17 protein-coding genes, 2 tRNA genes and 1 pseudogene are annotated in these 25,996 nt (G+C 62.7%); 10 read left to right on the top strand and 10 right to left on the bottom strand.

All coding sequences use genetic code 11. From position 1 onward, the window contains the following. From AC27IQ_RS06580 to AC27IQ_RS06535, 10 genes are all read left to right on the top strand, one after another. A partial coding sequence (locus AC27IQ_RS06580; RefSeq protein WP_487088971.1) for a conjugative transfer ATPase occupies positions 1-2,554 on the top strand: 2,554 nt, incomplete at its 5' end. Between the two features lie 14 nt (positions 2,555-2,568). Then, a complete protein-coding gene (locus AC27IQ_RS06575) occupies positions 2,569-3,327 on the top strand; it encodes a DsbA family protein (protein WP_487088969.1) in 759 nt (252 codons plus the stop codon). Between the two features lie 616 nt (positions 3,328-3,943). After that, positions 3,944-6,574 carry a hypothetical protein gene (locus AC27IQ_RS06570; protein WP_487088968.1) on the top strand — a complete coding sequence of 877 codons (2,631 nt, stop codon included), beginning with the start codon at positions 3,944-3,946 and terminating at the stop codon, positions 6,572-6,574. Then, positions 6,571-7,164, top strand: a complete 594-nt coding sequence (locus AC27IQ_RS06565) for a hypothetical protein (RefSeq protein ID WP_487088966.1) — start codon at positions 6,571-6,573, stop codon at positions 7,162-7,164. Before AC27IQ_RS06570 ends, AC27IQ_RS06565 begins: the two co-directional genes overlap by 4 nt. Positions 7,165-7,592: 428 nt before the next feature. Continuing rightward, positions 7,593-8,093 carry a RadC family protein gene (radC, locus tag AC27IQ_RS06560; protein ID WP_487088964.1) on the top strand — a complete coding sequence of 167 codons (501 nt, stop codon included), beginning with the start codon at positions 7,593-7,595 and terminating at the stop codon, positions 8,091-8,093. Positions 8,094-8,234: 141 nt separating this feature from the next. Next, positions 8,235-8,684 carry a TIGR03757 family integrating conjugative element protein gene (locus AC27IQ_RS06555; RefSeq protein WP_487088962.1) on the top strand — a complete coding sequence of 150 codons (450 nt, stop codon included), beginning with the start codon at positions 8,235-8,237 and terminating at the stop codon, positions 8,682-8,684. Next, positions 8,684-9,616 (top strand): TIGR03756 family integrating conjugative element protein, encoded by a 933-nt coding sequence (locus AC27IQ_RS06550; protein WP_487088972.1) that lies wholly within the window; start codon positions 8,684-8,686, stop codon positions 9,614-9,616. The genes AC27IQ_RS06555 and AC27IQ_RS06550 overlap by 1 nt, the downstream gene beginning before the upstream one ends. A gap of 10 nt (positions 9,617-9,626) precedes the next feature. Further along, complete coding sequence (locus AC27IQ_RS06545) at positions 9,627-11,027, top strand: integrating conjugative element protein (protein WP_487088960.1); 1,401 nt, start codon at positions 9,627-9,629, stop codon at positions 11,025-11,027. Next, a complete protein-coding gene (locus tag AC27IQ_RS06540) occupies positions 11,024-11,986 on the top strand; it encodes a phosphoadenosine phosphosulfate reductase domain-containing protein (protein WP_487088958.1) in 963 nt (320 codons plus the stop codon). Before AC27IQ_RS06545 ends, AC27IQ_RS06540 begins: the two co-directional genes overlap by 4 nt. Continuing rightward, a complete protein-coding gene (locus AC27IQ_RS06535) occupies positions 11,983-12,354 on the top strand; it encodes a hypothetical protein (protein ID WP_487088956.1) in 372 nt (123 codons plus the stop codon). The genes AC27IQ_RS06540 and AC27IQ_RS06535 overlap by 4 nt, the downstream gene beginning before the upstream one ends. A gap of 61 nt (positions 12,355-12,415) precedes the next feature. Here AC27IQ_RS06535 and AC27IQ_RS06530 read toward each other — a convergent pair whose 3' ends face one another. The 10 genes and pseudogenes from AC27IQ_RS06530 to AC27IQ_RS06485 form a co-directional block, all read right to left on the bottom strand. Next, positions 12,416-14,026, bottom strand: a complete 1,611-nt coding sequence (locus AC27IQ_RS06530; protein WP_487088954.1) for a hypothetical protein — start codon at positions 14,024-14,026, stop codon at positions 12,416-12,418. Between the two features lie 579 nt (positions 14,027-14,605). Then, positions 14,606-15,859: pseudogene (locus AC27IQ_RS06525) on the bottom strand (tyrosine-type recombinase/integrase); the annotation flags it as partial. A 221-nt stretch (positions 15,860-16,080) separates the two neighbouring features. Continuing rightward, a tRNA-Gly gene (locus AC27IQ_RS06520) sits at positions 16,081-16,156 on the bottom strand. 85 nt (positions 16,157-16,241) lie between these two features. After that, positions 16,242-18,665 carry an endopeptidase La gene (lon, locus tag AC27IQ_RS06515; RefSeq protein WP_317352085.1) on the bottom strand — a complete coding sequence of 808 codons (2,424 nt, stop codon included), beginning with the start codon at positions 18,663-18,665 and terminating at the stop codon, positions 16,242-16,244. Between the two features lie 139 nt (positions 18,666-18,804). Further along, positions 18,805-20,070 (bottom strand): ATP-dependent Clp protease ATP-binding subunit ClpX, encoded by a 1,266-nt coding sequence (gene clpX / locus AC27IQ_RS06510; RefSeq protein ID WP_317352082.1) that lies wholly within the window; start codon positions 20,068-20,070, stop codon positions 18,805-18,807. Positions 20,071-20,170: 100 nt separating this feature from the next. Then, positions 20,171-20,779: an ATP-dependent Clp endopeptidase proteolytic subunit ClpP gene (gene clpP, locus AC27IQ_RS06505; protein ID WP_092740460.1), complete on the bottom strand. Its 609-nt coding sequence runs from the start codon at positions 20,777-20,779 to the stop codon at positions 20,171-20,173. Between the two features lie 124 nt (positions 20,780-20,903). Continuing rightward, positions 20,904-22,214 carry a trigger factor gene (gene tig / locus AC27IQ_RS06500; RefSeq protein ID WP_272564309.1) on the bottom strand — a complete coding sequence of 437 codons (1,311 nt, stop codon included), beginning with the start codon at positions 22,212-22,214 and terminating at the stop codon, positions 20,904-20,906. Between the two features lie 55 nt (positions 22,215-22,269). After that, a tRNA-Leu gene (locus AC27IQ_RS06495) sits at positions 22,270-22,356 on the bottom strand. A gap of 93 nt (positions 22,357-22,449) precedes the next feature. Next, on the bottom strand, positions 22,450-25,617 hold the full coding sequence (locus AC27IQ_RS06490; RefSeq protein ID WP_487088953.1) for an efflux RND transporter permease subunit: 3,168 nt from the start codon (positions 25,615-25,617) through the stop codon (positions 22,450-22,452). 10 nt (positions 25,618-25,627) lie between these two features. After that, a partial coding sequence (locus AC27IQ_RS06485; protein WP_487088952.1) for a permuted SH3 domain-containing protein occupies positions 25,628-25,996 on the bottom strand: 369 nt, incomplete at its 5' end.

The raw sequence follows: 25,996 nt of genomic DNA, 5'->3' as shown, positions 1-25,996 counted from the left end.
GCGCGATGCGCTGGAGAACGCGCTACAGGATGCGTTCGACGAACTGGACGACCACCCGTGGGTGGTGCAGCTCTATGCCCAGGACGAAGCCGACTGGGAGGCCTATTTGCGCGGCCTGGACGCCTACCTGCAGCCGCGGGCACGGGGCACGGCGTTCACCGCGTTCTACCAGCGCTTTCTTGCCCACCACCTGCGCGCGGTGGCGAAACCGGGCGGCCTGTTCGAGGACACGGCGGTGACGCGCCTGCCCTGGCGTGGCCAGGCACGCCGGGTGCGCATGGTGGTGCACCGCCGTGTGCCGGTCACCAGTGCCCAGCGCCGTGGCCCGTCCCCGGAGCAGGCCCTGGCGACGGTGTGCGACCGGCTGCAGGGCGGCCTGTCGAACGCGGGCGTGCGTGCGCAGCGCCTGGGCGCGGCTGACATCCACGCCTGGCTGCTGCGCTGGTTCAACCCCTGCCCGACGCTGCTGGGCGACACGGCCCAGGACCGGGAGCGCTTCTACGAGCTCACGCGCTATCCGACCGACGAAGAGAGCGAGGAAGGCGAGATCGAACTGGCGAGCGGCACCGACTTCGCGCAGCGGCTTTTCTTCGGGGCGCCGCGGTCCGATGTCGCCAACGGGCTCTGGTGGTTCGACGGCATGCCGCACCGTGCTGTGGTGATGGACCGGCTGCGCAGCGCACCGGGCACGGGTCACCTCACCGGCGAGACGCGCAAGGGCGGCGATGCGGTCAACGCGCTGTTCGACCAGATGCCGGAGGACACGGTGGTGTGCCTGACGCTGGTCGCCACGCCGCAGGACGTGCTCGAATCCCACCTCAACCACCTGGCACGCAAGGCGGTGGGCGAGACGCTGGCCTCCGAGCAGACGCGGCGCGACGTGCAGGAGGCACGCGGGCTGATCGGCAGCGCCCACAAGCTCTACCACGGCGCCCTCGCCTTCTACCTGCGCGGGCGCGACCTGGCGCAGCTGGACGAGCGCGGCGTGCAGCTGGCCAACGTGATGCTCGGCGCCGGCCTGCAGCCAGTGCGCGAGGACGACGAGGTGGCGCCGCTCAACACCTACCTGCGGTGGCTGCCGTGCGTGTTCGATCCGGCCAAGGACACGCGCAAGTGGTACACGCAGCTGATGTTCGTGCAGCACGCGGCGAACCTGGCCCCCGTGTGGGGCCGCAGCCAGGGCACGGGCCATCCGGGCATCACGCTCTTCAACCGCGGCGGCGGCACCGTGACCTTCGATCCGCTCAACCGCCTGGACCGGCAGATGAACGCCCATCTGTTCCTGTTCGGGCCCACCGGCTCGGGCAAGAGCGCCACGCTCAACAACCTGCTCAACCAGGTGATGGCGATCTACCGGCCACGGCTCTTCGTGGTGGAAGCCGGCAACAGCTTCGGCCTGTTCGGCGACTTCGCCAAGCGGCTCGGGTTGACGGTGCATCGGGTCAAGCTCGCTCCCGGCGCCGGCGTCCGCCTTGCGCCGTTCGCCGATGCGCGGCGCCTCGTCGAGACGCCGAGCCAGGTGCAGACCCTGGACGCCGATGCCCTGGACGAGGACCGCGAGCACGGCGCCCCCGCTCCCGATCACGACGAACAGCGCGACGTGCTGGGAGAGCTGGAGATCACCGCGCGCCTGATGATCACCGGCGGGGAGGACAAGGAGGAGGCGCGCATGACGCGCGCCGACCGCAGCCTGATCCGCCAGTGCATCCTGGATGCCGCCCGCCGCTGCGCGGCATCGGCACGCACGGTGCTGACCCGCGACGTGCGCGATGCGCTGCGCGAGCGCGCAAGCGACACCACGTTGCCGGAAAGCCGGCGCACCCGGCTGCTGGAGATGGCCGATGCGATGGACATGTTCTGCCAGGGCGTGGACGGGGAGATGTTCGACCGCCCCGGCACGCCCTGGCCCGAGGCCGACATCACCATCGTGGACCTCGCCACGTTTGCGCGCGAGGGCTACAACGCGCAGCTGTCGATCGCCTACATCTCGCTGATCAACACCGTCAACAACCTTGCCGAGCGCGACCAATTCCTGGGCCGGCCAATCATCAACGTGACGGACGAGGGCCACATCATCACCAAGAACCCGCTGCTGGCGCCCTACGTGGTCAAGATCACCAAGATGTGGCGCAAGCTCGGCGCCTGGTACTGGCTGGCGACGCAGAACCTGGACGACCTGCCGCGCGCCGCGGAACCCATGCTCAACATGATCGAGTGGTGGATCTGCCTGTCCATGCCGCCGGACGAGGTCGAGAAGATCGCGCGGTTTCGCGAGCTCAACGCGGCGCAGAAAGCGCTGATGCTGTCGGCACGCAAGGAGGCAGGCAAGTTCACCGAGGGCGTGGTGCTGTCGAAGTCGATGGAGCTGCTGTTCCGTGCGGTGCCACCCAGCCTCTATCTGGCACTCGCGATGACCGAACCGGAAGAGAAGGCCGAGCGCTTCGCGCTGATGCAGCAGCACGGGATCAGCGAACTGGATGCCGCATTGCGCGTGGCCGAGAAGATCGACCGGGCACGCGGGATCGAGCCGCTGTCGCTCGATGCGCTGGGCTGAAACGGAGAGCGGACATGCAGCGTTTCTCCGGCTGGCGCGCCCTCCTGAGGCGCCTGGAATGGCCGACGGTCCTGGCCATCGTGCTGGTGGTGGCGGCGATCGTGCTGGCGGTCTGGCCGCTGCATCCCAGGCAGGGCGCGACGCCTGCGGCCACCGCGACTCAAGCACCACCGCTGCCGGCGGGACCGCCGTGGATCCATGGGCGGGCCGATGCGCGCTTCACGGTCACGCTGTATGCGGACCTGGAGTGCCCGTACTGCCAGGGGTATTTTCCGCAACTCAAGCGGTGGATCGATGCGAACCCGGACGTGAACCTGCAGTGGCACCACTTGCCGCTGGCCATGCACGAGCCGGCCGCTGGGAATGAGGCGCGCCTGGCCGAGTGCGCGGGAGAGGTCGAAGGACAGGTGGGTTTCTGGAAAGCTGTGGAGTGGATTTACGGACACACGCAGGGTGAAGGCCAAGGTCTGCAGGCCGGCGCTACCTATCCTGGCATGACGCCAGCGCTGCAGGCGTGCCTGGGCAGTCCACGCCCGCAGGGTGTTGTGCAGCGACAGACCGAGGAAGCGCTGCGCGCAGGAGTGAGCGGAACGCCATCGCTGGAACTGCGGGACCGCCATACGAACCGGACAATGAACCTTGCCGGACCGATCGATGGGGATGCACTGCTGTCAGCTCTGGACTTGCTCGTGAATGCAGAAAAAGAAAAATCTGGCGGCATACAGAAGTCACTCACTGACTACCTGCGCATCAAATACCCCCAAGAGACTTGAAGTGAAAGCAAACCTATTTTTGCATGGCGTTCATAGAATTTCGTAACAGCTTCGAAGTCCCGAATATTGCGCGGCCCCAAGTCCACACGCTTCTGAGGCCATTGAACTCCAGCAGAAAGCCATCTAGCTTACTCAGACAGAGAGTTGGAGCAGGAAAATCGCGGCGGACGAAGCTACGTGCCATGGCCCCCGGATGGTTAAAGGTTCCAGCGCTTTTTAGCGTGGACTGCAGCGGACTTCGCCGTTGAGCAGGACAAGAATTTGACCAGTCTGTCGCCTTTCCTGGCCTGACTCTTTGAGACGATCTTCCACGGCTTCGAGCCCGCCCGGGTGCAGGGCTGAAAATAGTGACGAAGCCGAACACCGTGCCGAAAATCGCATGAAGCACACGAAGCTCGCAGTTTTTCTCCCTATGAGTGCCGACAGTCAAACTGGATTTTCAAGTCCTTGCAAGGTCGCACGATGGGTGGCTTTATCGTCCTAGCCGACTGTGTTCTTGTACAGTAATGAAACTCCGGGATGAGGGGCAGGCACAGCTTTGATTAAGCGCTCCTCCGATGCTGCTTCTGCCAGCAGGTGGCTGGGGCCGCCCACATCCATTGACAGGGACACTCAGATGAAGAAGGCTCAGGAAAAGCTCGTTTCACCGTCAGAGTTGATGCGTCAATTGCGACCAGGACTCTATTCGGATTCGACCAATCGCGATCAGCACCAGCTGAAGCCTGAAATCCTGTCCCATCACTTGGACACGATTACCCAACGCAATGAGACGCACAACTTCGAGCTTTTCTGCCGCAAGCTTTGCGAACGTGCCATCTGTCCCAACTTGAGGCCCGCCACTGGACCGGAGGGCGGTGGCGATAGCAAGGCGGACACTGAAACGACTCCGGTCGCCCACGAGATCAGCCAGCTGTATTGCGGGTTGGCCAATAGCGGCAGCGAGCGTTGGGCGTTCGCTTTCAGCGCTAAGAAAACCTGGGCCGACAAGGCGCGGTCGGATGTGGCAGGCATCATCGCTACCAAACGCGGCTACAAGAAAGTCTTCTTTGTCACATCCAGAGCAGCGCGGGCAAAGGACCGGGCCCGCGTCGAGCAGGAACTGAGCGAAAAGTACGACGTCATAGTGACGATCCATGACCGCAGCTGGATTCTTGATGAGGTCATCGACAAGAATCGGCGCGATCTCGCGTACAACTACCTGGGTATCGGCGACAAGACCAGCGAGCGTGAGCTGGGTCCGTCCGACTACTCGCGCAAGCAGCAGTTGGAGGACATCGAGAAGGAGCTGACCGATCCCACGGCCTTCGTCGGCATGGAGATGCAGCGCGCGACTGAGGCGCTGGTTGCCGCCAAGCTCGCGCGCGAACTGGAACTACCCAGAACTGACGTCGACGGCAAGTTTAATAGGGCGATCCGACTAGCGGACGATGGCGGAACGCAGCGCCAGCAGCTCACGGCCCGCTACGAGGCGCTCTGGACAGCGTTCTGGTGGTTTGACGATGTGAAGACCGTGGTTGATGGTTACGAGGCGTTTGAAGCGCAGGTCATCAGGGGCGATCACGCCAAGAACCTGGAAATGCTGTGCAACTTGGCGCAACTGCTCTTCAACATCGTTGTGCATGGGCATCTGTCAGAAGAGCAAGCCGGGCTCAAACCGCGGATCGCGCGCCTCTCCTCAAGGCTGTCCGAGCTGGCAAGCGACGCTAGTCGTCCGAACAACGCCTTGGAGGCGAGGACCTCGCTTTTGACAATTGAGGTAAATGAAGCAATGCGCGCAGGCGATTCAAAGCGACTCGCTTCACTATGGCCTCAGTTCTCGGATGTCCTAGTAAACGCTGAAGGCATGGGCGAGTTCGACGTCAACCGCCTGACCAGACTAGTCGAGGTGTTCGGCAAGGCGGCGGGAAAGGATCGCGGGTACCGGGACCTCGTCGATCAAGTGTCCGAGTTCGTCACCAAACGGACCGGGGAAAGTGGGGGCGCGCTCGTCTTGCTCAAGCGTGCGCGCCAGCTGGACTTTGACGAGAACATGGAAATGATCCGCCTTCTCGGCAAAGCCGCCCGCTTGCTCACCAAGAAAGAGCATGCCGACGACTTGATCGATGCGCAGGCCCATCTTTCGCTTGGATACCGCAGTGCCGGCCTATTGTGGGCGGCACGCGCGAGTTGCACATCAGCTGCTACTACCTTGTTTATTGAAAGCGACGAGGAGGGAGAGCTCTCCCCAATGGTTTTTCCATTGCTGATGAATGCAGCCTGGCAGGCAGTGGAGCTGAAGCATCTGCCAGAAGTGCTTCAAATCCTTCAAATTGCGCGCGGTTGCCTTAGTTCCTTACCCTACGACGAGGCATTCTTGAAGCGGGCCGATGAGCAGTTGCAGGACTTCGATCTCATTTTTGCGTGCCAGTTGGCCAACCTTCCAGCGGCGGAAGTGCCACGGTTGGAGATGCTCCCAGACACTTTGGCCGGGCTTGGCTTGATTCAAAGCCGCGCGACCCTGCTCTACGTGCTCGGCTACGAGGATGTTCTGAGAGACGAAGGCTGGATTCCGGATACTGAGTCTGCCCGAGACGTGGTGACGTTCTTCAACCAACTGGCCGGCCAGCCCGCTGGCGATGCGGTCTGGCGACCCGCGATTTTCAATGGCAAGGATCAGCAGATGTTTGTCACTTCGGTGCTTGGCGTAAGAGTCAATGTCACGCACCAGCCCAGTGACACGGCCATTAGCGTCGCCGAGGCCATTGTCGGTACGGTGGAAGCGTTCTTCGCGACGGCGTTCGAGCTGGATGCTTTTGCCCACGTCGAGCGTTTCGACATCTCTATTGTCGAATCGGATATCACGCGCTTTGAGATCAAGACAGATATCGACCGGATGAAGATGATCGTGAAGTGGCCCCAAGGCGTCTTTCCCGGCGCACCCTCGGTATACGGTGACTTCCTCAACATGCTGCTCAACGTGGCTTGCACGGTTTTCTCTGCGACGTGCCATGCGAAGAACTTCGAGGAAGCCGTGCATCAACTGTTCCGGGCCGACGGGGCCATGGATCGTGCGGCAATGATCGGCTCCCTGTGCTTCAGCCGCCAGCGCATTTTCAGCGGTGTAGCACGGCTCGCGGAATGGGATCGACACTCGCCCAAGAAGTTTGAAGCCCGGCACAATCGTCCTTCCGTCTTCGCGAACGACCCACGATTAATGGCGAGAAAGAGGGGAACGCCACCTCTGAAGGCTTCCACATTTCGAAGATGACTGACCACCGCGACGTAAAAGTTCTTTCAGTCATCGACGCCCACCTATGGGATCGTGCCAAGTGGACAGGCACCGCCTACGGAGTAGCCCATCCGAAGGCGCCGCCCTTCATGGCTTTGACGTTCAAGAATCGGGATGCGGCCGCCAAGATATTTGAACGCTGGCGGGAACGATTCGGATCAGCCGACGTGGAGGAGGAAATTCACATCGGCATAGTGCGTCATTTCTCCACAGAGCATCCAGCGCACTACGGCATGGTCATCACATCGGAACCTCCGAAGGATTCGGACGATTCGCGAGTTGCCATGATGGCATCGCGGTCCCTCACGATGGAGCCAGCTAATGACGTTAACTTGCGCAACTTCTTGGATCTGTACAAGAGGGCTGGCGCCTACCTCTTGATGCCGGCACTGGTCATGCCCGGTCAGACCCTTCAGCTCATCGACGGTCTCTACATACTGAAGCGCACCCTGCACGTGAAGATGGCCGTCGACGTCGGGCCGCACGATATGGAGAGTTTTTTTTCTGGCCCCTCGCGGCCTTCAGCGCAGCCAGGTTTGACTCTCCATAATAGGTTTTATGACTCATAGCGGCCATCGCTAGCGGCCCCATATGCCTGCAATCTAGTTCCAAAGGTACAGCCAAGAGGCCATTGCGACTGACAGCGCTAGTGCAAGTTCAATCTCGGGCCAATTCTCAAATGGCGGCGACGATTGCATCGAGGTTCTTCGAGCTGAGTCAATAAATCTCGCAGCAAAGCGCATTTGTGATGGACTCCCTGGTGAGCGAATGCATCATCCAGGCTTGCAGGTCACTGATGGCTTTCATCAGCGCCCCAGGCAGCCCCGATCTTCAAGGCTGCGGCGTGGTCCATCCACGCTGATCGCTCCAGTCCGCATCGCGTCCACTCACCGCGAACGACCGGCACACCTGTGTCGGTGGATGCCAATCATCGTCAACCCCCGGGGGATTCCGTCCCTTGCGGGGCCGCGAACCTCCTTCTTCCATCGGAGGTTCCATGTCTACGCAACTTGCCAGAATCGATCCGCTCCACTCCACCGTCTCGTCCGTCTTCTCCGTCCCGGAGCGCCGTCTCATCCAGCGCGCCATTGCCTTGCTGGAACATCGAATGTTCCAACGCGGCGTGCACCTCGGCAGTCCGCAGGACGTATTCGATTTCCTCCGGCTCCGGCTGGGCGGGGAAAGCCACGAAGTCTTTGCGGCCGTGTTTCTGGATTCCAAGCATTGCGTCATCGCCTTCGAGACGCTGGCCCATGGGTCCATCGACCAGGCAGTGGTCTATCCACGCATGGTCGTCAAGCGTGCGATCGAGTTGAATGCCGCTGCTTTGATCCTTGCGCACAACCACCCCTCCGGTGACACCCTTTGCAGCGAAAAAGACCGCGCGGTGACCGACCGGCTGCGCACCGCATTGCGGTCTGTCGACATTCGCGTCATCGACCACGTCATCGTCGGCAAGGGCACGCCCTACTCGTTCGCCCAAGACGGCCTGCTCTGACCCACGGGCGCCCCCACCGGGGCGCCCGTCTTTGTTTCGCCCCACCAACAACGCGGGGTCGCGGTGCTTCCGTTTGTCGATGGCTTGCCATCGGGGCTTCGGTTCGACTTGGGGACACCCACCCGCATTCGGAGTCGACACGTGCCGTTCCATGCTTTCTCGCTGCTCCAGCGCCTGCGCCGCCGGGTACCGCCAGTGGCGGCGCTGCTGGTCCTCCTGCCATTGGCATCGACGGTCTGCGCCGAAGTCCGGGTCTTCACCGACAGCGCCCATCCCGTCACCGTGCCCGCGGGCATCACCGTCACCGAGCTCGACGCCCCTGCCCGACTGGTGGCCGCGCTGGGCGCAGGCTTGCCGAGCGATCCCGCACGGGCCGAAGCCATCATGCGCCGGCGCCTCAAAGAGGCCCCGCCCAGCACTCCCGCGCCGGCACAGATCGCGCACGCCTACCAGGGTCTGGCGGATGCCTACAGCGCTGGCATCACGAAACTGCCGGCGGTCATGGTCGATGGCCGATACGTGGTCTATGGCGAGCCAAACATCTCCCGGGCACTGGCCCGCATCGCGACCTATCGGAGCGCGCAGCCATGATGCGGTCCCAACGCTTTCGTGCCGTGGTCGTGGGGGCGTTGCTCGCGAGTACGGGCTCCTCCTTCGCGCTCAACACCGCCACGATCGTGTCCTCGGCGTTGTCGCCGGACTGCCTGGCCTACCGCGTCGTGGGCGTGTGCTACTGGCTGTACTGCACCTGGAGCGGCTGCACCGTGCGCACCTCGATCAAGGTGCAGCACTACATCCCGGACGCAGTCGTGTCGAGCTACAGCAACACGGGCGAGAACCCCTGGGTGGAAGTGCGGGCCATGAGCCTGCCCAATCCCACCGCGAAGGCCGGCGGCGATGGCACGACCAATGAGGACCACGAAAACAACCTGGCCAAGTTCAAGAACGCGGATGTGATCGGGCACCCGGCCGGCGCGGCGTTCAGCGAGTTCGCCAGCCAGTCCGGCTACACCTGCGAGGGCGCAGGCACGCCGTTCGTCCCCTATTTGCTCAGCACCTTCGACACGCTCGCCTGGCGCTACAACGTGCCGGAGATGGCCTATCCCGAGGCCCTCACCCCCGGCATGCGCGAGATCGGCTCGCGCTCGACGGCCGACCTCTGGGGCAATGTTTATCCGCGCGGCGGCTTCCTGCACCAGAGCGATGACCACCTGGCCGGCGCGGTGGTTGCCCAGCGGGCGGGCGATGTCGTCACGCGCAAAGGCCAGCCCCACGTCTACCAGCCGCTGCTTGCCACCCCGCATGCGGGCTACTGGCCGGCTGGCGCGCTGGTGGAGAGCTACGCCGCCACCGGAAGGTGGCAGGAACTGACCCCGACCCTGTCCAGCGGCTGCACGGTGTTTCCCAACAGAAACACCCACGTGCAGGCGCAGCGAGGCGACTACGCCTGGGCGCTGTGGCGCCCCTACAGCTGCTGCCAGCGGCGCGGCCAGGTGTTCCTGGGCAGCGTGGATTTCTTCTAAGGGCACGCCGATGAAGCACCGTTTTTCCTATAGGCAGTTTTCTGCCGTGCGCCGGTTCGGGCCTGCGGGCCTTGCGGCGCTGACGCTGGCCGCCAGCGCGGCGTGGGCGCAGACGCGCATCGATGCCGACGGCCTCCACGCCAGCGGCAACGTGCTCGGCAGCGACGTGCTGTACAGCATCGGCGGTGGCCGGGCCGTGTCCATGGGACCGGTCGGCAACATGCAGAGCATCGGCGTGGGCGCGGCCTGGAACAGCAACTTGGTGTGTGGCGACATGAGCATCACCACGACGCTGCAGAACCAGCTCAACGGCGTCACCAACGGCTTCCAGTCGATCATGAGCAACGTGATCCAGAACGCCACCAGCGCGGTGGCGTCGCTGCCGGCGCTGATCATCCAGCGCGCTGATCCGGGCCTGTACAACCTGCTGACCAACGGCATCCTGCAGGCACGCCTGGACTTCGACCGGTCGAAGATGACCTGCCGCGCGATCGCCAACCGCATGGCAGACATTGCCGGCGGGCAGACCGGATGGGACCAGCTCTCCGAGGGCATGGCACTCAAGCAGGCCGTGTCCAGCACCGATGCGGTGTCGGCCATCGAACGGGCCGAGGCGAATAAGGGCAACAGCGGCGTGCCCTGGGTGGGCGGCAGCAGCGCGGGCGGCTCGGGCCAGGCTGCCATCAAGGTCGTGGGCGACGTGACGCGCGCCGGCTACAACCTGCTCAATGGCCGCGGGGTCACCGACACCTCGTCGATCAACGCGAACGACTGCAACGGCCGCCTGACCTGCCAGACCTGGACCTCGCCCCAGGCCGCCGTGACCTGGGCGACCCGCGTGCTGGGCGAGCGCGAGCAGCGCACCTGCCAGGCCTGCAACAAGACCGCGACCACGCCCGGCGTGGGCCTGACCCCACTCATCCAGGAAGAGTACGAGACCAAGCTCAAGGCACTGCAGGAACTGGTGAGCGGCGCCAAGCCAACGACAGCCGCCAACCTGGATGCGGCGGGCAGCGCATCGCTGCCGGTCACGCGCGGCGTGATCGAAGCGCTGCGCGACGAACCCGACCAGGACTTGCTGGGCAAGCGCCTGGCCTCGGAAGTGGCGCTGGCGAGCGTGATGGAGAAGGCCTTGCTGCTTCAGCGCACGCTGCTCACCGGTCGCAAGGAACCCAACGTCGCCGCGAACGAACTCGCGACCAAGGCCGTGGACCAGGAGACCGGCGCCCTGGCGCAGGAGATCCAGAACCTCAAGACCGAACTGGAGCTTCGCCGCGAGCTGGCCGGCAATTCGCCAATGGCGCTCATCCAGCGCCACAGCACCCGTGCAGCCGGCTCGCGTGGCATCTACCAGGGCGATCCGACGCGTGATCGCGTGCAGGAGATCCAGAAACCGCGGAGCACGCCGTGACCGCCGCGGGACGCAGCCTGCGCGTGCAGCACCTGGTCAATGTCTCCGGGGGCAAGGACTCCACCGCGGTGTACCTGATGGCGATCGAATCCGGCCGCCCGTTTCGGGCGGTGTTCGCGGACACGGGCAACGAGCACGAGTTGACGTACGAGTACGTGCAGCGGCTGCATGAGCGCACCGGCGGGCCGCGGGTGGAATGGGTGAAGGCGGATTTTCGTGCCCGGATGGCCAAGCACCGCGCCTATGTGCTGGAGCATTGGCCGCGCATGGGCATTCCCGATGCGCTGGTGCACGAGGCCGCGCAGCTGCACGAGCCAACTGGCAACCCGTATCTCGATCTCTGCATCACCAAGGGGCGCTTTCCGTCGCGGCTGGCGCAGTTCTGCACGTCCGAACTCAAGGAGTTGCCGATCACCGAGCGAGTGGTGATTCCGATGCTGCGCCAAGGCCCGGTGCTGCAGTGGCTGGGCATCCGCGCCGACGAGAGCACGCACCGGGCGCAGCAGCCGCGCTGGAACCGGCACGAGTCCGGCTGCTTTCTGTGGCGCCCGATCTTCGATTGGACGGTGCAGGAGGTGTGGAAGAAGCACGCCGACCATGGCCTGGCACCCAACCCGCTGTATGCCCTGGGCATGGGGCGGGTCGGCTGCATGCCCTGCATCCACTGCGGCAAGGCCGAGCTGCGCTCGATCGCGGAGCGCTTCCCGGAGCACATCGACCGGATTGAGCGCTGGGAGCGGGTGGTGGCCGCGGCGAACAAGCGCCACGCGGCAACGTTCTTCCCGGCCATGAAGGACCCGACCGATGCGGACCGGCCCAGCCGGTACTCGGGTATCCGCCGGCTGGTGCAGTGGTGCCGGACGGCGCGGGGGGGACGGCAGTACGCATTGTTCTTCGATGACCCGCCTGGTGGCGGATGCACATCCGATCTGGCGCTGTGTGAAAGGAACCCTTCGTGACAGAAAAGCGCGGACGCCGCTTTGCCTGGCTACTCAACCGCCGAATGGGCATCGCGTTGCTGTGGACAGCGCTGGCCGTCGGCATCGCCGCTGCTGCGAACTTGGTGGGCATCCGCATACTGGGCGGCATCGAAGCCTGGAGCCATTGGCTGCGAGCGCATGCCGGCTACTTTTTCGCCTGGCGGTTGGTTCTGTATGGAGCGACCGCCTGGGGTTGGCAGTGGATGCACCGGCGTCTTCGGCAGCTTGAAGCCTCAACCGAGGCATTCTCTCGTCTGCGGCGCACGGAGATCGCCTCGGTGCTGGTGATTGCATTACTGGAAATAAGCGCGCTGAACGGATGGACCCCTGGCCCATCCGTTCATTGACCTCACTGCAGTACTGCGAGCAGGTTGATTTCTGCCCAAAATTCCTAATAGCTGCAGAACCTTAGAAATTATCGCGCGAGTAATCTGCAGATCGCAATGTCACCACGCCATCGCTATTTAATGGCCGCTCAAGCTGTTCGATAACATCCTCCGGCACCTGCGGGATCTTGTCACACCGAGCAGGAGGCTTACTAAAATTACCCATAAAGTCGACAGGAAGTCGCTGGATTAATCCATGGCTTATCGCTGCACCCAGCGCCCTAACACCAACTCTATCGGTCAAGTTGATTAATTCAGGCGCAATCTCCAACAACATTTCCCAACCATCTTTTTCCTCACTGACAAACCATGAGTGAACAAGATTCGACATACCTGTCATGCCGGGACTTTCCGACTCAAATGCAAGACTCAACTCGGGTGGTCCGTCATGCTTGGAGACCAGCAGCAGAGAAAAGTAGCGCCGCTTCCCGCCCGAGGAATAAACCATCAACTCTCTGGACGCCACTTTCCCCAAAAGATCGCGGCATAGCGCCAGATTCGTTGTCTTCAACACAAATGCAATCTCATCCCCCAAATGAGTGAACTCCATCTTCAGCTCATGCCGAATATCGAAATCGGTCGCGGGACGAACAAACAGAATACCGGACTGACCATCTTTTCGAAGCGTTGAGTACAGTTCATCGCCCACCAAAATCGACAGCTTCAGCTTTTCAAAGTATTCACCAAATTCGCCCGGATGCATCCGGGTCTTGGGGTCATACGAGATCCATTCGAGGCAGACCGGGCTCCCATGCAGCTCGACGACCTGGCTAAAGTTGTGATCTGCCGAAGCAAGTTCGATGGTGGTGAGGTTTGCCTGCTTTGGGCTTGGATTGACTGGATAGCCAAACACGACGTAGCAGTTTTGCCCTTCGACGAACACTGGCACAAGATCATCGTCACCAAGACCATATTCTTCCACATAGCTACTTGTCGCTAGCGCTGTTTCAAACCAATCCTGATGCCGAGCCATCTCTTCGGTGAGCTCAATGATAGGAAGCAGTACATCTATTGCGTTTGGGTCATTCAGATAGTCGAGGGCGGCTTGGTACCAAGCGGCTGGTTCTTTCCATACGATGCGAAGCTTTCCTACGGGTTCCGCATACTCGCCTCTCTCAGAGCCGAAATCGTAGAACCTCGGCAGATAGGTTCGCGTGCCGATCATCCGTAGGCAGGTTCCATTGACGACGACCGCGGACTCGACCACAGCCCAAGGGTCGGGGCCGATGTTTGCCGGCTGCCATTCCGACGCATTGAGCGTCGGCACCACATCTCCAAGCAAAATCGGACCAGAGCCCACAGCAAAAATCTCTTGCAAGTGGCCGAGCATCCCCGCCAAATTGGTGTTGGTCAGCAAGTGCTGACTCATCGACCTTGCTAGATCGCGACGCTGCTCAAAGAAATACGACCGCGCCTCGCTGGAACTCGGCAGAGATGCCAAGAGTTGGATATTTTTGTCCAGCGTTCGGCGCTTCAGCCGGTTCACCAAGTCAGTCCACGCGGAGCAGCGGTAACAAGACCTGGCCAAGACGTCCTTGGCCACGGTGATTGGAAGCTTGAGCCTTGCCGCGAAGCGTTTCGCTTGGCGATGAATAGTGTCGAGTTTGTGCTCGACAAGGATTGAATCGGTCATGGTTATGTCCTCAATGCGGTTTGCACTGGAGACGCCCATCCACCTTCCCCAGTGCTCGCAAAGAGCTGAACCAAGGGCAGAAAAAAACGCAGGTTGATTCCACTTCGCTGTGGCCCGATGGGCCCTGGGGATGGGCAGCACGCCGACCATGCAACGGCGCAGGGGTAAATCTTACCCTTGAAAGAGATGATGAAAACAGCCCCCTGGAGCCATTGGCGTGCGCTTTCGCCACCGACATACGGCTGTAGGCGCAAAGCCAAGTCCATCTCTCATGGCGCAAGTTTTGGATCTGCAAGCATGTCGTTGCAGCACACTGCGAACCGGGCACTCAGTCAATCCCAGGCAGAACCTCTCCCGCACGGAGCAGCAGACAAATGGCGCGGTGACTTCAAGGTGCTTTTTTGGACCGCGTTCGCTTGCTCATGCCCTCGCCCGCACGGCAGCATTCCCACTGTCACCGGCCCGGGCAAAGAGTTGGCCTAACAGCTGCAGCGCATCGTCCTTGGGCCGCAACTGTCCCGAGGCAAGCGCCTTGAGATAGGCTTCGATCACTTCCAGGCTTTCTGGGGCCACGGGCGATGCGCCCGCTTCCTCAACCTGTTCCCCGGCCTCCCAACGATCCAGTCGGTTGGCCCAGTCCTGCATCATCAGACGCCGCTGCTCCACGTAGGCCGCATGGTTGTAAGCGGCACGAATTTGGTTGGGGTCGGCGTGCGACAGTTGTGAATCAATCCACTCCACACGGTAGCCGAGCTCATTCAGTGCGGTGGAGATGGTGCCCCGGATGCCATGACCGGTCAGCTGCTCTTCGTAGCCCATGCGACGCAGCGCGCCATTGAGCGTGTTCTCGCTGATGGGCTCTTTGAGGTCGTCACGATTGGGCAGCAGATAGCGCTGCGCTGGCCGCCGTGCCTGCGCGTCGAGCAGTTCGCGGACAATGGCAATGGCCTGGGTCGACAGCGGCACCACATAGGGCGGCACGGTCTTGCCTTCCTTGCGCATCTTCAACTGCAGTTGCTTGACGATCACTGCAGGGATAGTCCACAGGCCTCGTTCCAGATCGAACTGCTCGGGCACCGCCGCGCGCAACTCGCCTGTTCGAACGCCGGTCAGGAACAGCAATTGAATGCCCTGGCGCGTGGTCTTGAAGCCACGGTACTTACGCAATGTCCGCAGGAACGCGGGCAGTTCCTCCATGCGCAGGAACGGGTTATGGCTCACCGGCGGCTTGGGCACGGCCACGATGTCCAGATCGCTGGCAGGGTTCGCAGGCAGGCCCTTCTCCACCATCGCGTAGCGGAACATCTGGTTGAACCACGTGCGCACCTTCTCCGCAGTGGTCAGCGCATGGCGGCGCTCTATCTTGCGCAACACTTCCAGCAGGTGTGCCGGCGTCACGTCAAAGGTGGAGACCGCGCCGAGCCAAGGGAGCACGTCCTTATCGAAGATGCGATTGATCTGCGACAGCGTGCTTTGCCGGCCAGCCTTCAGGCTCAATGCCTTGAAGTCCCGCCATGACTGAAACACTGCCTGGAAGGTATGCGTCGCTGCAGCCTGCGCCTTTTCTTCGGCCTGGCGAAGATGGACCCGCGGATCGACACCGTTGGCAAGCTGCGCTCGGAGTTCATCCCGGCGGCCTCTTGCCTCCTTGAGGCTGATCTCTGGGTACGGGCCGATGGCGATGCGAGACTGCTGGCCCAGCCATGAGAAACGGAAGTGCCACTTCTTCTTGCCCTTGGCACTCACGAAGAGCAGCAAGCCGTGCGCGTCGTTGAGGGTGTAGTCCTTGCCAGTGGTCCTGGCCTGCCGCACGGCAGTATCTGTCAAAGCCATCGAACTCTCCTTCAGGATGAGGAGAGGTGTACCGACGCCGATGGAAGCAGCACAGCCGAAAACCGGACAACCCAGCGCCCAGATTTTCAGTACTAATTTATGTACTAAAAATGCGTGGCTGGGGGTGGATTTCAGCAGACTTTGCTGGATGCTCCACAGACAGAAACCACTGTGGGATCAAGGTGCTGTGGACTTCGCTGGAAGTCCACAGCATAAAAAATTGGAGCGGGAAAAGAGTCTCGAACTCTCGACCTCAACCTTGGCAAGGTTGCGCTCTACCAACTGAGCTATTCCCGCATTTACCGAAGCCTCACATTGTACAACGTTTGCATCGATGGGATGAATTGTAGCGCAATTTTCGGAGGCTTTCGACAAATTTCCATCAATGCTTCACAGAGCCTGCAGTGGTAGAGGTTTTTTCCTCTGGCGCAGGCACTGCCGCAGCGATTTCCTCGTCGGTGAGCGCGATCGGCTTGCGCTCGAGCGCCACTTCCAGCACCTTGTCGATCCACTTCACCGGCACGATTTCCAGCCCGCTCTTCACGTTCTCGGGAATCTCCTGCAGGTCCTTGACGTTCTCTTCGGGGATCAAGACGGTCTTGATGCCACCACGCAGTGCCGCCAACAACTTTTCCTTCAGCCCACCGATCGCCGTCACCTCGCCTCGCAAGGTGATTTCTCCGGTCATCGCCACATCGCCCCGCACAGGGATCCCGGTCAGCGCCGAAACGAAAGCGGTCGTCATGGCCGCGCCGGCGCTGGGTCCATCCTTGGGCGTTGCACCATCAGGCACGTGGATGTGGATGTCGCGCTTTTCAAAGGTCTCGTCCTTGATGCCAAGCATGCGAGAGCGGCTACGCACCACGGTTCGTGCCGCTTCCACCGACTCCTTCATGACATCGCCCAGCGAACCGGTGCGCGTGATCACGCCTTTGCCGGGCATGGTGGCCGCTTCGATGGTGAGCAGATCGCCCCCCACTTCGGTCCATGCCAAGCCGACCACCTGCCCCACCTGGTTCTGCTGCTCCGCACGGCCATAGGTGTATTTGCGCACGCCAAGATAGTCGGGGAGGTTGTCCGCAGTCACCACGACTTGCGGCGTCAGTTGCTTGAGCTGCAACCCCTTGACCACCTTGCGGCAGATCTTGGACAACTCACGCTCCAGCGAACGCACCCCTGCTTCGCGCGTGTAGTAGCGAACCACGTCCCGCACCGCCGACTCGGTGACTTGCAGTTCCTCATCTTTGACGCCGTTGTTGCCCATCTGCTTGGGCAGCAGGTACTTCATGGCGATGTTGGTTTTCTCGTCTTCGGTGTAGCCCGACAGGCGGATCACTTCCATCCGGTCCAGCAGCGCCGGCGGGATGTTCATCGAATTGGAGGTCGCGACGAACATCACGTCGCTCAAATCGAAATCGACTTCGACGTAGTGGTCGCCGAACTTGTGGTTCTGCTCGGGATCGAGCACTTCCAGCAGGGCGCTCGAAGGGTCGCCCCGAAAATCCGTACCCAACTTGTCGATTTCGTCCAGCAGGAACAGCGGGTTGCGCGTACCGACCTTGTTCAGGCTCTGCAGAACCTTGCCCGGCATGGCGCCGATGTAGGTCCGGCGGTGACCGCGGATCTCCGCTTCGTCACGCATCCCGCCCAACGCCATGCGCACATATTTACGCCCGGTGGCCTTGGCAATCGACTGCCCGAGCGAGGTCTTGCCAACGCCAGGGGGCCCCACCAGGCACAGAATAGGGGCCTTGACCTTGTCCACGCGCTGCTGGACCGCGAGGTATTCCAGGATGCGGTCCTTGACCTTGTCGAGGCCGTAGTGGTCTTCATTGAGCACGCCCTCGGCATTGGCAAGGTCGTGCTTGATCTTGGTCTTTTTGCTCCAGGGCAACCCGGTGAGCACTTCGATGTAGTTGCGCACCACCGTGGCTTCGGCCGACATGGGCGACATGAGCTTGAGCTTTTTAAGCTCGCTGTCCGCCTTCTTTCGCGCATCAGCGGGCATCTTTGCGAGCTTGATCTTCTTTTCGATCTCCTCGATGTCCGCGCCTTCCTCGCCTTCGCCCAGTTCCTTCTGAATGGCCTTGACCTGCTCGTTCAAGTAGAAGTCGCGCTGGTTCTTCTCCATCTGGCGCTTCACGCGGCCACGGATCTTCTTGTCGACATTGAGGATGTCTACTTCGCGATCCAGCTGCTCGAAGAGGTTTTCGAGACGCAGCTTCACATCAGACAGGTCGAGCACAACCTGCTTGTTTTCCAGCTTGAGCGGCAGGTGGGCGGCAATGGTGTCCGCCAAACGCCCTGGATCGTCGATGGCGGAGATCGAGGTGAGGATTTCCGGAGGAATCTTCTTGTTCAGCTTGACGTACTGGTCGAACTGCTGCATCACCGCGCGGCGCAGGGCCTCGATCTCGCTGGGTTTGGTCTCGCCCTCCTGCGCTTCCACAGGCGCCACGGTCGCGGTGAAATGCGTTTCGTTGTCCTGGATGGCGGAAACGAGCGCTCGCTGCTGCCCTTCGACCAACACCTTGACGGTGCCATCGGGCAATTTCAGCATCTGCAGGATCGTGGAAACGCAACCCACGTCGAACATGTCCGAGACGAGCGGCTCGTCCTTGGCGGCGGTTTTCTGGGCGACCAGCATGATCCGCCGGTCGGCGTCCATGGCCAATTCCAACGCCTTGATGCTCTTGGGGCGTCCCACGAACAGTGGGATCACCATGTGGGGGAAGACCACAACGTCGCGCAACGGCAGCAACGGCAGGTCGATGGGGGTGGCAGGCAGTGGGGTGTGTCCGGACATGGAAATCCTCATGAAGCTGCTTGGAATATGGTCCAACAGCGAGATTTTTCAACCCACCAAGATCACCGGTGAAGCGAAGGCGATGGGTTGCAGGCGAAGAGGACTGCAGGCGGCTGCTGCGTTACCGGCGGGCCGCGCCTCAGGCTTTCTTGGCGGCCTCTCGGTACACGAGCAGGGGCGCCTTGTTTTCCTCGATGGTGGACTCGTCCACCACCACTTTTTCCACATTGGTGGCATTGGGAAGGTCGAACATGGTGCTGATCAGCGATTGCTCCAGTATCGATCGCAAGCCACGGGCGCCGGTCTTGCGGGCGAGCGCCTTACGGGCAATGGCCTTGAGCGCCGCAGGGCGAATCTCCAGATCCACGCCCTCCATGGACAGCAGCTTGTTGTACTGCTTGACCAGTGCGTTCTTGGGCTCCGTCAGGATCTGGACCAGCGCATCTTCGCTGAGTTCGGCCAAGGCCGTCACGACGGGCATGCGGCCCACCAGTTCGGGAATGAGGCCGAATTTGATCAGATCTTCCGGCTCGATCTCGGTGAACACCTCGGTCAGGGACCGTTGCTTCTTGCTCTTGACCGACGCGCCAAAACCGATGCCCGAGGCCTCCGTGCGGTTCTCGATCACCTTCTCCAGGCCCGCGAACGCGCCGCCGCAGATGAACAGGATGTTCGTCGTGTCGATCTGCAGGAAGTCCTGGTTGGGATGCTTGCGGCCACCCTGCGGGGGCACGCTGGCCATGGTGCCTTCGATGAGCTTGAGCAGCGCCTGCTGAACCCCTTCGCCCGACACGTCGCGCGTGATGGACGGGTTGTCCGACTTGCGGGAAATCTTGTCGATCTCGTCGATGTAGACGATGCCGCGCTGGGCCCGTTCCACCTCGTAGTTGCAGCTTTGCAGGAGCTTTTGCACGATGTTCTCGACGTCTTCACCCACGTAGCCGGCTTCGGTCAGGGTGGTGGCGTCCGCCATCACGAAAGGCACGTCCAGCATGCGGGCCAGCGTCTGGGCCAGCAGTGTCTTGCCCGAGCCGGTGGGGCCGATCAGCAGGATGTTGCTCTTGGACAGCTCCACATCGTCCTTGCCGGCCTTGTCCTTGTGGCGCAACCGCTTGTAGTGGTTGTACACGGCCACGGCCAGCGTGCGCTTGGCGAAGTCCTGGCCGATGACGTAGCTGTCCAGGTTCGCCTTGATCTCCGCGGGGGTGGGAAGGTCGCCACGCGATTCGCGCGTGCCGTCGGCTGCGGGAAGCTCGTCGCGAATGATTTCATTGCACAGGTCGATGCACTCGTCGCAGATAAAAACCGACGGACCGGCGATCAGCTTCTTTACCTCGTGCTGGCTTTTGCCGCAGAAGGAGCAGTAAAGGGTTTTTTCGCTGGAAGAGCCTTTTTTCTCGGCCATGGGGGCAATGCCTCGTGTTGCGGAACGTTGTCGGGATGATAACGAAATAAAAAACGGCGTCTTCCCTGGGGAAAACGCCGCGTATTCCCTTGCGGAGCGATCAGGGGCGCTTGGCGATCACCTGATCGACCAGACCGTATTCCTTGGCTTCATCGGCCGTGAGGAAGTAGTCGCGCTCCGTGTCGTTCTTGACCTTGTCCAGGGGCTGTCCGGTGCGTTCCGCCAGGATGCGGTTCATCTGATCCTTGGTACGCAGAATGTCGCGTGCGTGGATTTCGATGTCCGTCGCCTGGCCGCGGGCTCCGCCCAGCACCTGGTGGATCATGATCTTGGAGTTCGGCAGCGAAAACCGCTTGCCCTTGGCACCGGCGGCCAGCAGGAAGGCGCCCATGCTCGCGGCAAAGCCCACGCACATGGTAGACACATCGGGCTTGATGAACTGCATGGTGTCGTAGATCGCCATGCCGGCCGTGACGCTGCCGCCCGGGGAGTTGATGTAGAACGAGATGTCCTTGTCGGGGTTCTCGCTTTCGAGGAACAGCAACTGGGCCACCACGAGGTTGGCGGTCTGGTCATTGACCTCGCCCACCAAAAAAATAATGCGCTCTTTCAGCAGCCGCGAATAGATGTCGTAGGAGCGTTCGCCACGCCCCGACTGCTCGATGACCATGGGGACCATGCCCAAGGCTTGTGTTTCCAGTGCACTCATGTTTTCTCCTGTCATGCGGATACTGTACCCAGAAATGAATTGGGGCTTGTGCACGCAAGCACAAGCCCCCGATGTCATCCAGCCGCCAGAAACCGCAATCGGGCGGTCCGGCGGCAGCAGCGCATCAGCCCTGGCCCATCAGTTCGTCGAAGGAAACGGACTTGTCCGTCACCTTGGCCTTGCCCATCACGAAGTCGGTCACGTTGTTTTCGATGACGACGGCCTCGACTTCGGCCAGACGCTGGCGGTCGCCGAAGTACCAGCGCACGACGTCTTCCGGCTTTTCGTAGCTGGCGGCCAGTTCGTCCACGTGGGCCTTCAGTTGCTCAGGCTTGGCGTGCAGTTCATTGGCGCGCACCAGTTCGGCCACCACAAGGCCCAGGCGCACGCGGCGCTCGGCCTGGGGACGGAACACGTCTTCCGGGATTTCGGCCTTGTCGGCGTCCTTGATGCCGCGTTGCTTCAGGTCGGCACGGGCGCCTTCCAGCAGGCGGGCGATTTCGGCCTGCACGCTGGCATTGGGCAGATCCAGCTCGGCCTTGGACACCAGGGCGTCCATCACGGCCTGCTTGTTGCGGGCCAGCAGGCGGAACTTGACTTCGCGTTCCAGGTTTTTCTTGATGTCGGCGCGCAGGCCGTCGACCGTGCCGTCGGCGATGCCGAGGGACTTGGCGAGCTGCTCGTTCACTTCGGGCAGGTGGGCGGCTTCGATCTTCTTCACGGTGACCATGAAGTCAGCCGTCTTGCCGGCCACGTCCTTGCCGTGGTAGTCCTCGGGGAAGGCCAGCGGGAAGGTCTTGCTTTCGCCGGACTTCATGCCACGAACGGCGTCTTCGAATTCCTTGAGCATCTGGCCTTCGCCGACCAGGAACTGGAAGTCTTCGGCCTTGCCGCCGGAGAAGGTTTCGCCATCGATCTTGCCTTCGAAGTCGACCGTCACGCGGTCGCCGTCTTCGGCGGCGGCGGCTTGCGCACGCTGGGCGAAGCTGCGGCGCTGCTTGCGCAGGATGTCGATGGTCTTGTCGATGGCGGCGTCGGTGACTTCGGCGGACAGCTTTTCGACTTCGGCACCGGCCAGATCGGCGATCTTGACCTCAGGGAACACTTCGAAAATGGCGTCGAAGGTGACCTGGCCTTCCGGCGCGCCGTCTTTTTCGGTGATGCGGGGCTGACCGGCCACGCGCAGGTTGGCTTCGTTGGCGGCCTGGGCGAACGCCTCGCCAACCTTGTCGTTCAGCACTTCGTACTGGACCGAGTAGCCATAGCGCTGGGCCACGACGTTCATCGGCACCTTGCCAGGACGGAAACCGTCCATCTTCACGGTGCGGGCCAGGCGCTTGAGGCGCGAGTCGACCTCGGACTGGATCGCGGTGAGGGGCAAGCTCAGCGTGATCTTGCGCTCGAGCTTTTCAAGGGTTTCAACAGTAACGGCCATGGCTCTTCCTCTATGAATATGGGGGACCGTGACGGCTGCTTTTGCAGCCGCACCGTGGTGCGCGGGGGGGGACTCGAACCCCCACACCATTGCTGGCGTCAGGACCTAAACCTGGTGCGTCTACCAATTTCGCCACCCGCGCAAACTTACAGACAAAACAGGCGACCGGCAGGGCCGGCCACCTGTGTGAAATTGGTCAACCTTCGATTTTACCTTGTCGGCGGACCGCCTCCGGTCACGCCGGTTTCGGCGCGTGCGGATCGGGCTCTTTCACGCGGAACCAGGCCGCGTACATCGCCGGCAGCGCCAGCAGCGTGAGCACCGTCGCCACGATCAGGCCGCCCATGATGGCCACGGCCATCGGGCCCCAGAACACGCTGCGCGACAGCGGGATCATGGCCAGCACCGCCGCGGCGGCCGTGAGCACGATGGGGCGCAGCCGGCGCACGGCCGACTCCACGATGGCGTCCCACGCGGGCACGCCCCGCGCGCGGTCCTGCTCGATCTGGTCGATCAGGATGACGGAGTTGCGCTGGATCATGCCCATGAGTGCGATCACCCCCAGCAGCGCCACGAACCCGAACGGCCGGCCCAGCAGCAGCAGCGCCCCCGCCACCCCGGCAATGCCCAGCGGCCCGGTAAGGAACACCAGCACCGCGCGGCTGAAGCTGTGCAGCTGGAGCATGAGCAGGGTGAACGTGATGAACAGCATGATCGGCACGCCCGCGGCGATGGAGGCCGAGCCCTTGGAGCTTTCCTCCACGGCACCCGCCACCTCGATGCGGTAGCCGCCCTGGCCGGCCGCATGCCACTTCGCCTCCAGCTGCCGCAGGCCGGGCACCAGCGCTTCGGTGACGGTCGCGCCCTGCAGGCCTTCGATGACGTCGCCTTGCACGGTGATGGCGTAGTCGCGGTTCTCGCGCCACATCACGCCCGGCTCCCAGGTGAACACCGGCCGCGCGATCTGCGTGAGCGGAATCGACTTGCCCGAGGCCGTGGGCAGGTAGGCATTGGCCACGTCGGTGATGGCCTTGCGTTCGTCCGGCGGCTGGCGGAACACGATGTCGATGAGCTTGTCGCCCTCGCGGTATTGGCCCACGGTCGTGCCGGTGAAGACGGTGCGCGCGGCCTGGGCGATGGACTGGCTGGTCACGCCCAGGGCGCGGGCCTTGTCCTGGTCGACTTCCAGGCGCATGACCTTGACGGATTCGTTCCAGTTGTCGTTCACGCCGCGCATCTGCGGGTGGTCGCGCAGGATGGCCTTGACCTCGTCGGCCCGGGCGCGCAGCACGGCGGGATCGGTGCCCACCACGCGGAACTGCACCGGGTAAGGCACGGGCGGCCCGTTGGGCAGCAGCTTCACACGCGCCCGCACCTCGGGAAACTCGCGCGCCATGAGCTCGGGCAACCCGACGCGCAGCGACTCGCGCACGCGCAGGTCCTGCGGAATCACGATGAACTGCGACACGTTGGTCTGCGGAAAGACCTGGTCCAGCGGCAGATAAAAGCGCGGCACGCCTGAGCCCACCCACACGCTGACGGTGGACACCCCCGCCTCGGCCCGCAGGCGCTGCTCGACGCGGCGCGTGGCCTCTTCGTTGGCTTCGAACGAGGTGCCTTCCGGGAACCAGATGTCCATCAGGATTTCAGGGCGGCTCGAATCCGGGAAGAACTGCTGCTGCACGCGGCCCATGCCGACGATGCCGAGCGCAAAGGTGGCCACCGTGAGCCCGATGGTGATCCAGCGGTAGCGCACGCACCAGTCCACGCAGCGGCGAAAGACATTGTAGAACCCGCTGTCGAACGCCTCGTGCGGCTGGCCGTCCGGGCCGGTGTGCACGTGCGGCGGCTTCTTGAGCAGCAGCGTGCCCAGGTACGGCACGAAGTACACCGAGACCAGCCACGACAGAACCAGCGCGATCACCGTGACGGCGAAGATCGCGAAGGTGTATTCCCCCGTCACCGACTTGGCGATGCCGATCGGCAGGAAGCCCGCCGCCGTGATCAGCGTGCCGGTCAGCATCGGCATGGCGGTGATCTCGTAGGCGAAGGTGGCGGCGCGCACCTTGTCGTAGCCCTCCTCCATCTTGCGCACCATCATTTCGACGGCAATGATGGCGTCGTCCACCAGCAGGCCCAGCGCGATGATGAGCGAGCCCAGCGAGATCTTGTGCAGCCCGATGTTCCAGTACCACATGGCCAGGAACGTGACGGCCAGCACCAGCGGAATGGTGATGCCCACCACCAGGCCCGGGCGGACGTCCAGCGTCCAGCGCTTCCACAGCGGATGGCGGCCCGGGCGCTTGTGCAGCCCCAGCGCCAGGAAGCTCACGGCCAGCACGATCACCACGGCTTCAATCAGCACCTTCACGAACTCGTTGACCGACGAGGACACCGACTTGGGCTGGTCCTGCACGTTCACGAACCGCACGCCGGCCGGCAGGGTCTTTTCGATGTTCTGCGTGGCGGTTTTCAGCGCTTCGCCCAGGCGGATGATGTCGCCGCCCTTGGCCATCGACACGCCGAGCGCGATCACTTCCTGGCCCTGGTGGCGCACCTTCACGGCCGGCGGCTCCACGTAGCCGCGGTGGATATCGGCGATGTCGCCCAGGCGCAGCTGCGCGCCCGAGGCGCCGCGGATCGGCATGGCGCGCAGGTCTTCGACCGCACCGAACTGCCCGGCCACGCGCACCTGGACCTGGTCCTGCGGCGTCTGGATGATGCCGCCGCTTTCCACCGCGTTCTGCTGGCCCAGCTGCGACAGCACCTGGTTCATGTCCAGGCCCAGCTGCGCGAGGCGCTTTTGCGAGATTTCGATGTAGAGCTTTTCGTCCTGCACGCCGAACTGCTCGACCTTGGCCACGTCGGGCACGCGCAGCAGTTGCTGGCGCACGTCGTCGGCGAAGGTCTTCATCTCGGCGTAGCTGAAGCCCTCGGACTCCAGCGCGTAGATCACGCCATAGACATCGCCGAAGTCATCGTTGAAGAACGGTCCCTGCACGCCCTGCGGCAGGGTAGCGCGCATGTCGCCGATCTTCTTGCGGACCGTGTACCAGACGTTGGGAACGTCGCCGGACTTGGACGAGTCCTTGATGTTGAAGATGATCTGCGACTCGCCGGGCTTGGAGTAGCTGCGGATCTTGTCGGCGTACGGCACCTCCTGCAGCGTGCGTTCGAGCTTGTCGGTGACCTGCTCGGCCACCTGCTGCGCCGTGGCGCCGGGCCAGTAGGTGCGCACCACCATCGCGCGGAAGGTGAACGGCGGGTCTTCGTCCTGCCCGAGCTGGAAGTAGGCGCCAAAGCCCATCAGCATCAGCACGATCATCAGGTAGCGGGTGAGCGCCGGATGGTCGAGCGCCCATTTGGAGAGGTTGAAGCCCTCTTTCGGCTGGATCTGCGTCATGGAGCGGCCTTCAGCGGGCGGACGATGCGGTCGCGGCGGGTGCCGGGCCGGAGGCCGCGGCACTGGCGGGGCTTGCCACGCCATTGACAGCCGTCTGCGCTGGACTGGATTGCGCTGCAGGCGTTTTGGGCTGGTACGGCACGACCTTCTGGCCGGGCGACAGCACGTGCACGCCCGTGGCCACCACCTGCATGCCCGGGGCCAGCCCCGAAGCCACCACGGCCTCGTTGCCGTCGGCCGTGGCGATCTGCACGGCTTGCGACCGCACGGTGCCGCTGGCGGCGTCGAAGACCCACACGGCCGTCTGCTGGCCGTCCTGGCGCAGCGCGCTGGTGGGCAGCTTGATGGCCTGCTGGCCGGCCTGGCCCAGGGCCTCGGG

This window comes from Acidovorax sp. KPB24-07 (assembly GCF_057543315.1).
This window is presented reverse-complemented; position numbering and strand designations above follow the sequence as displayed.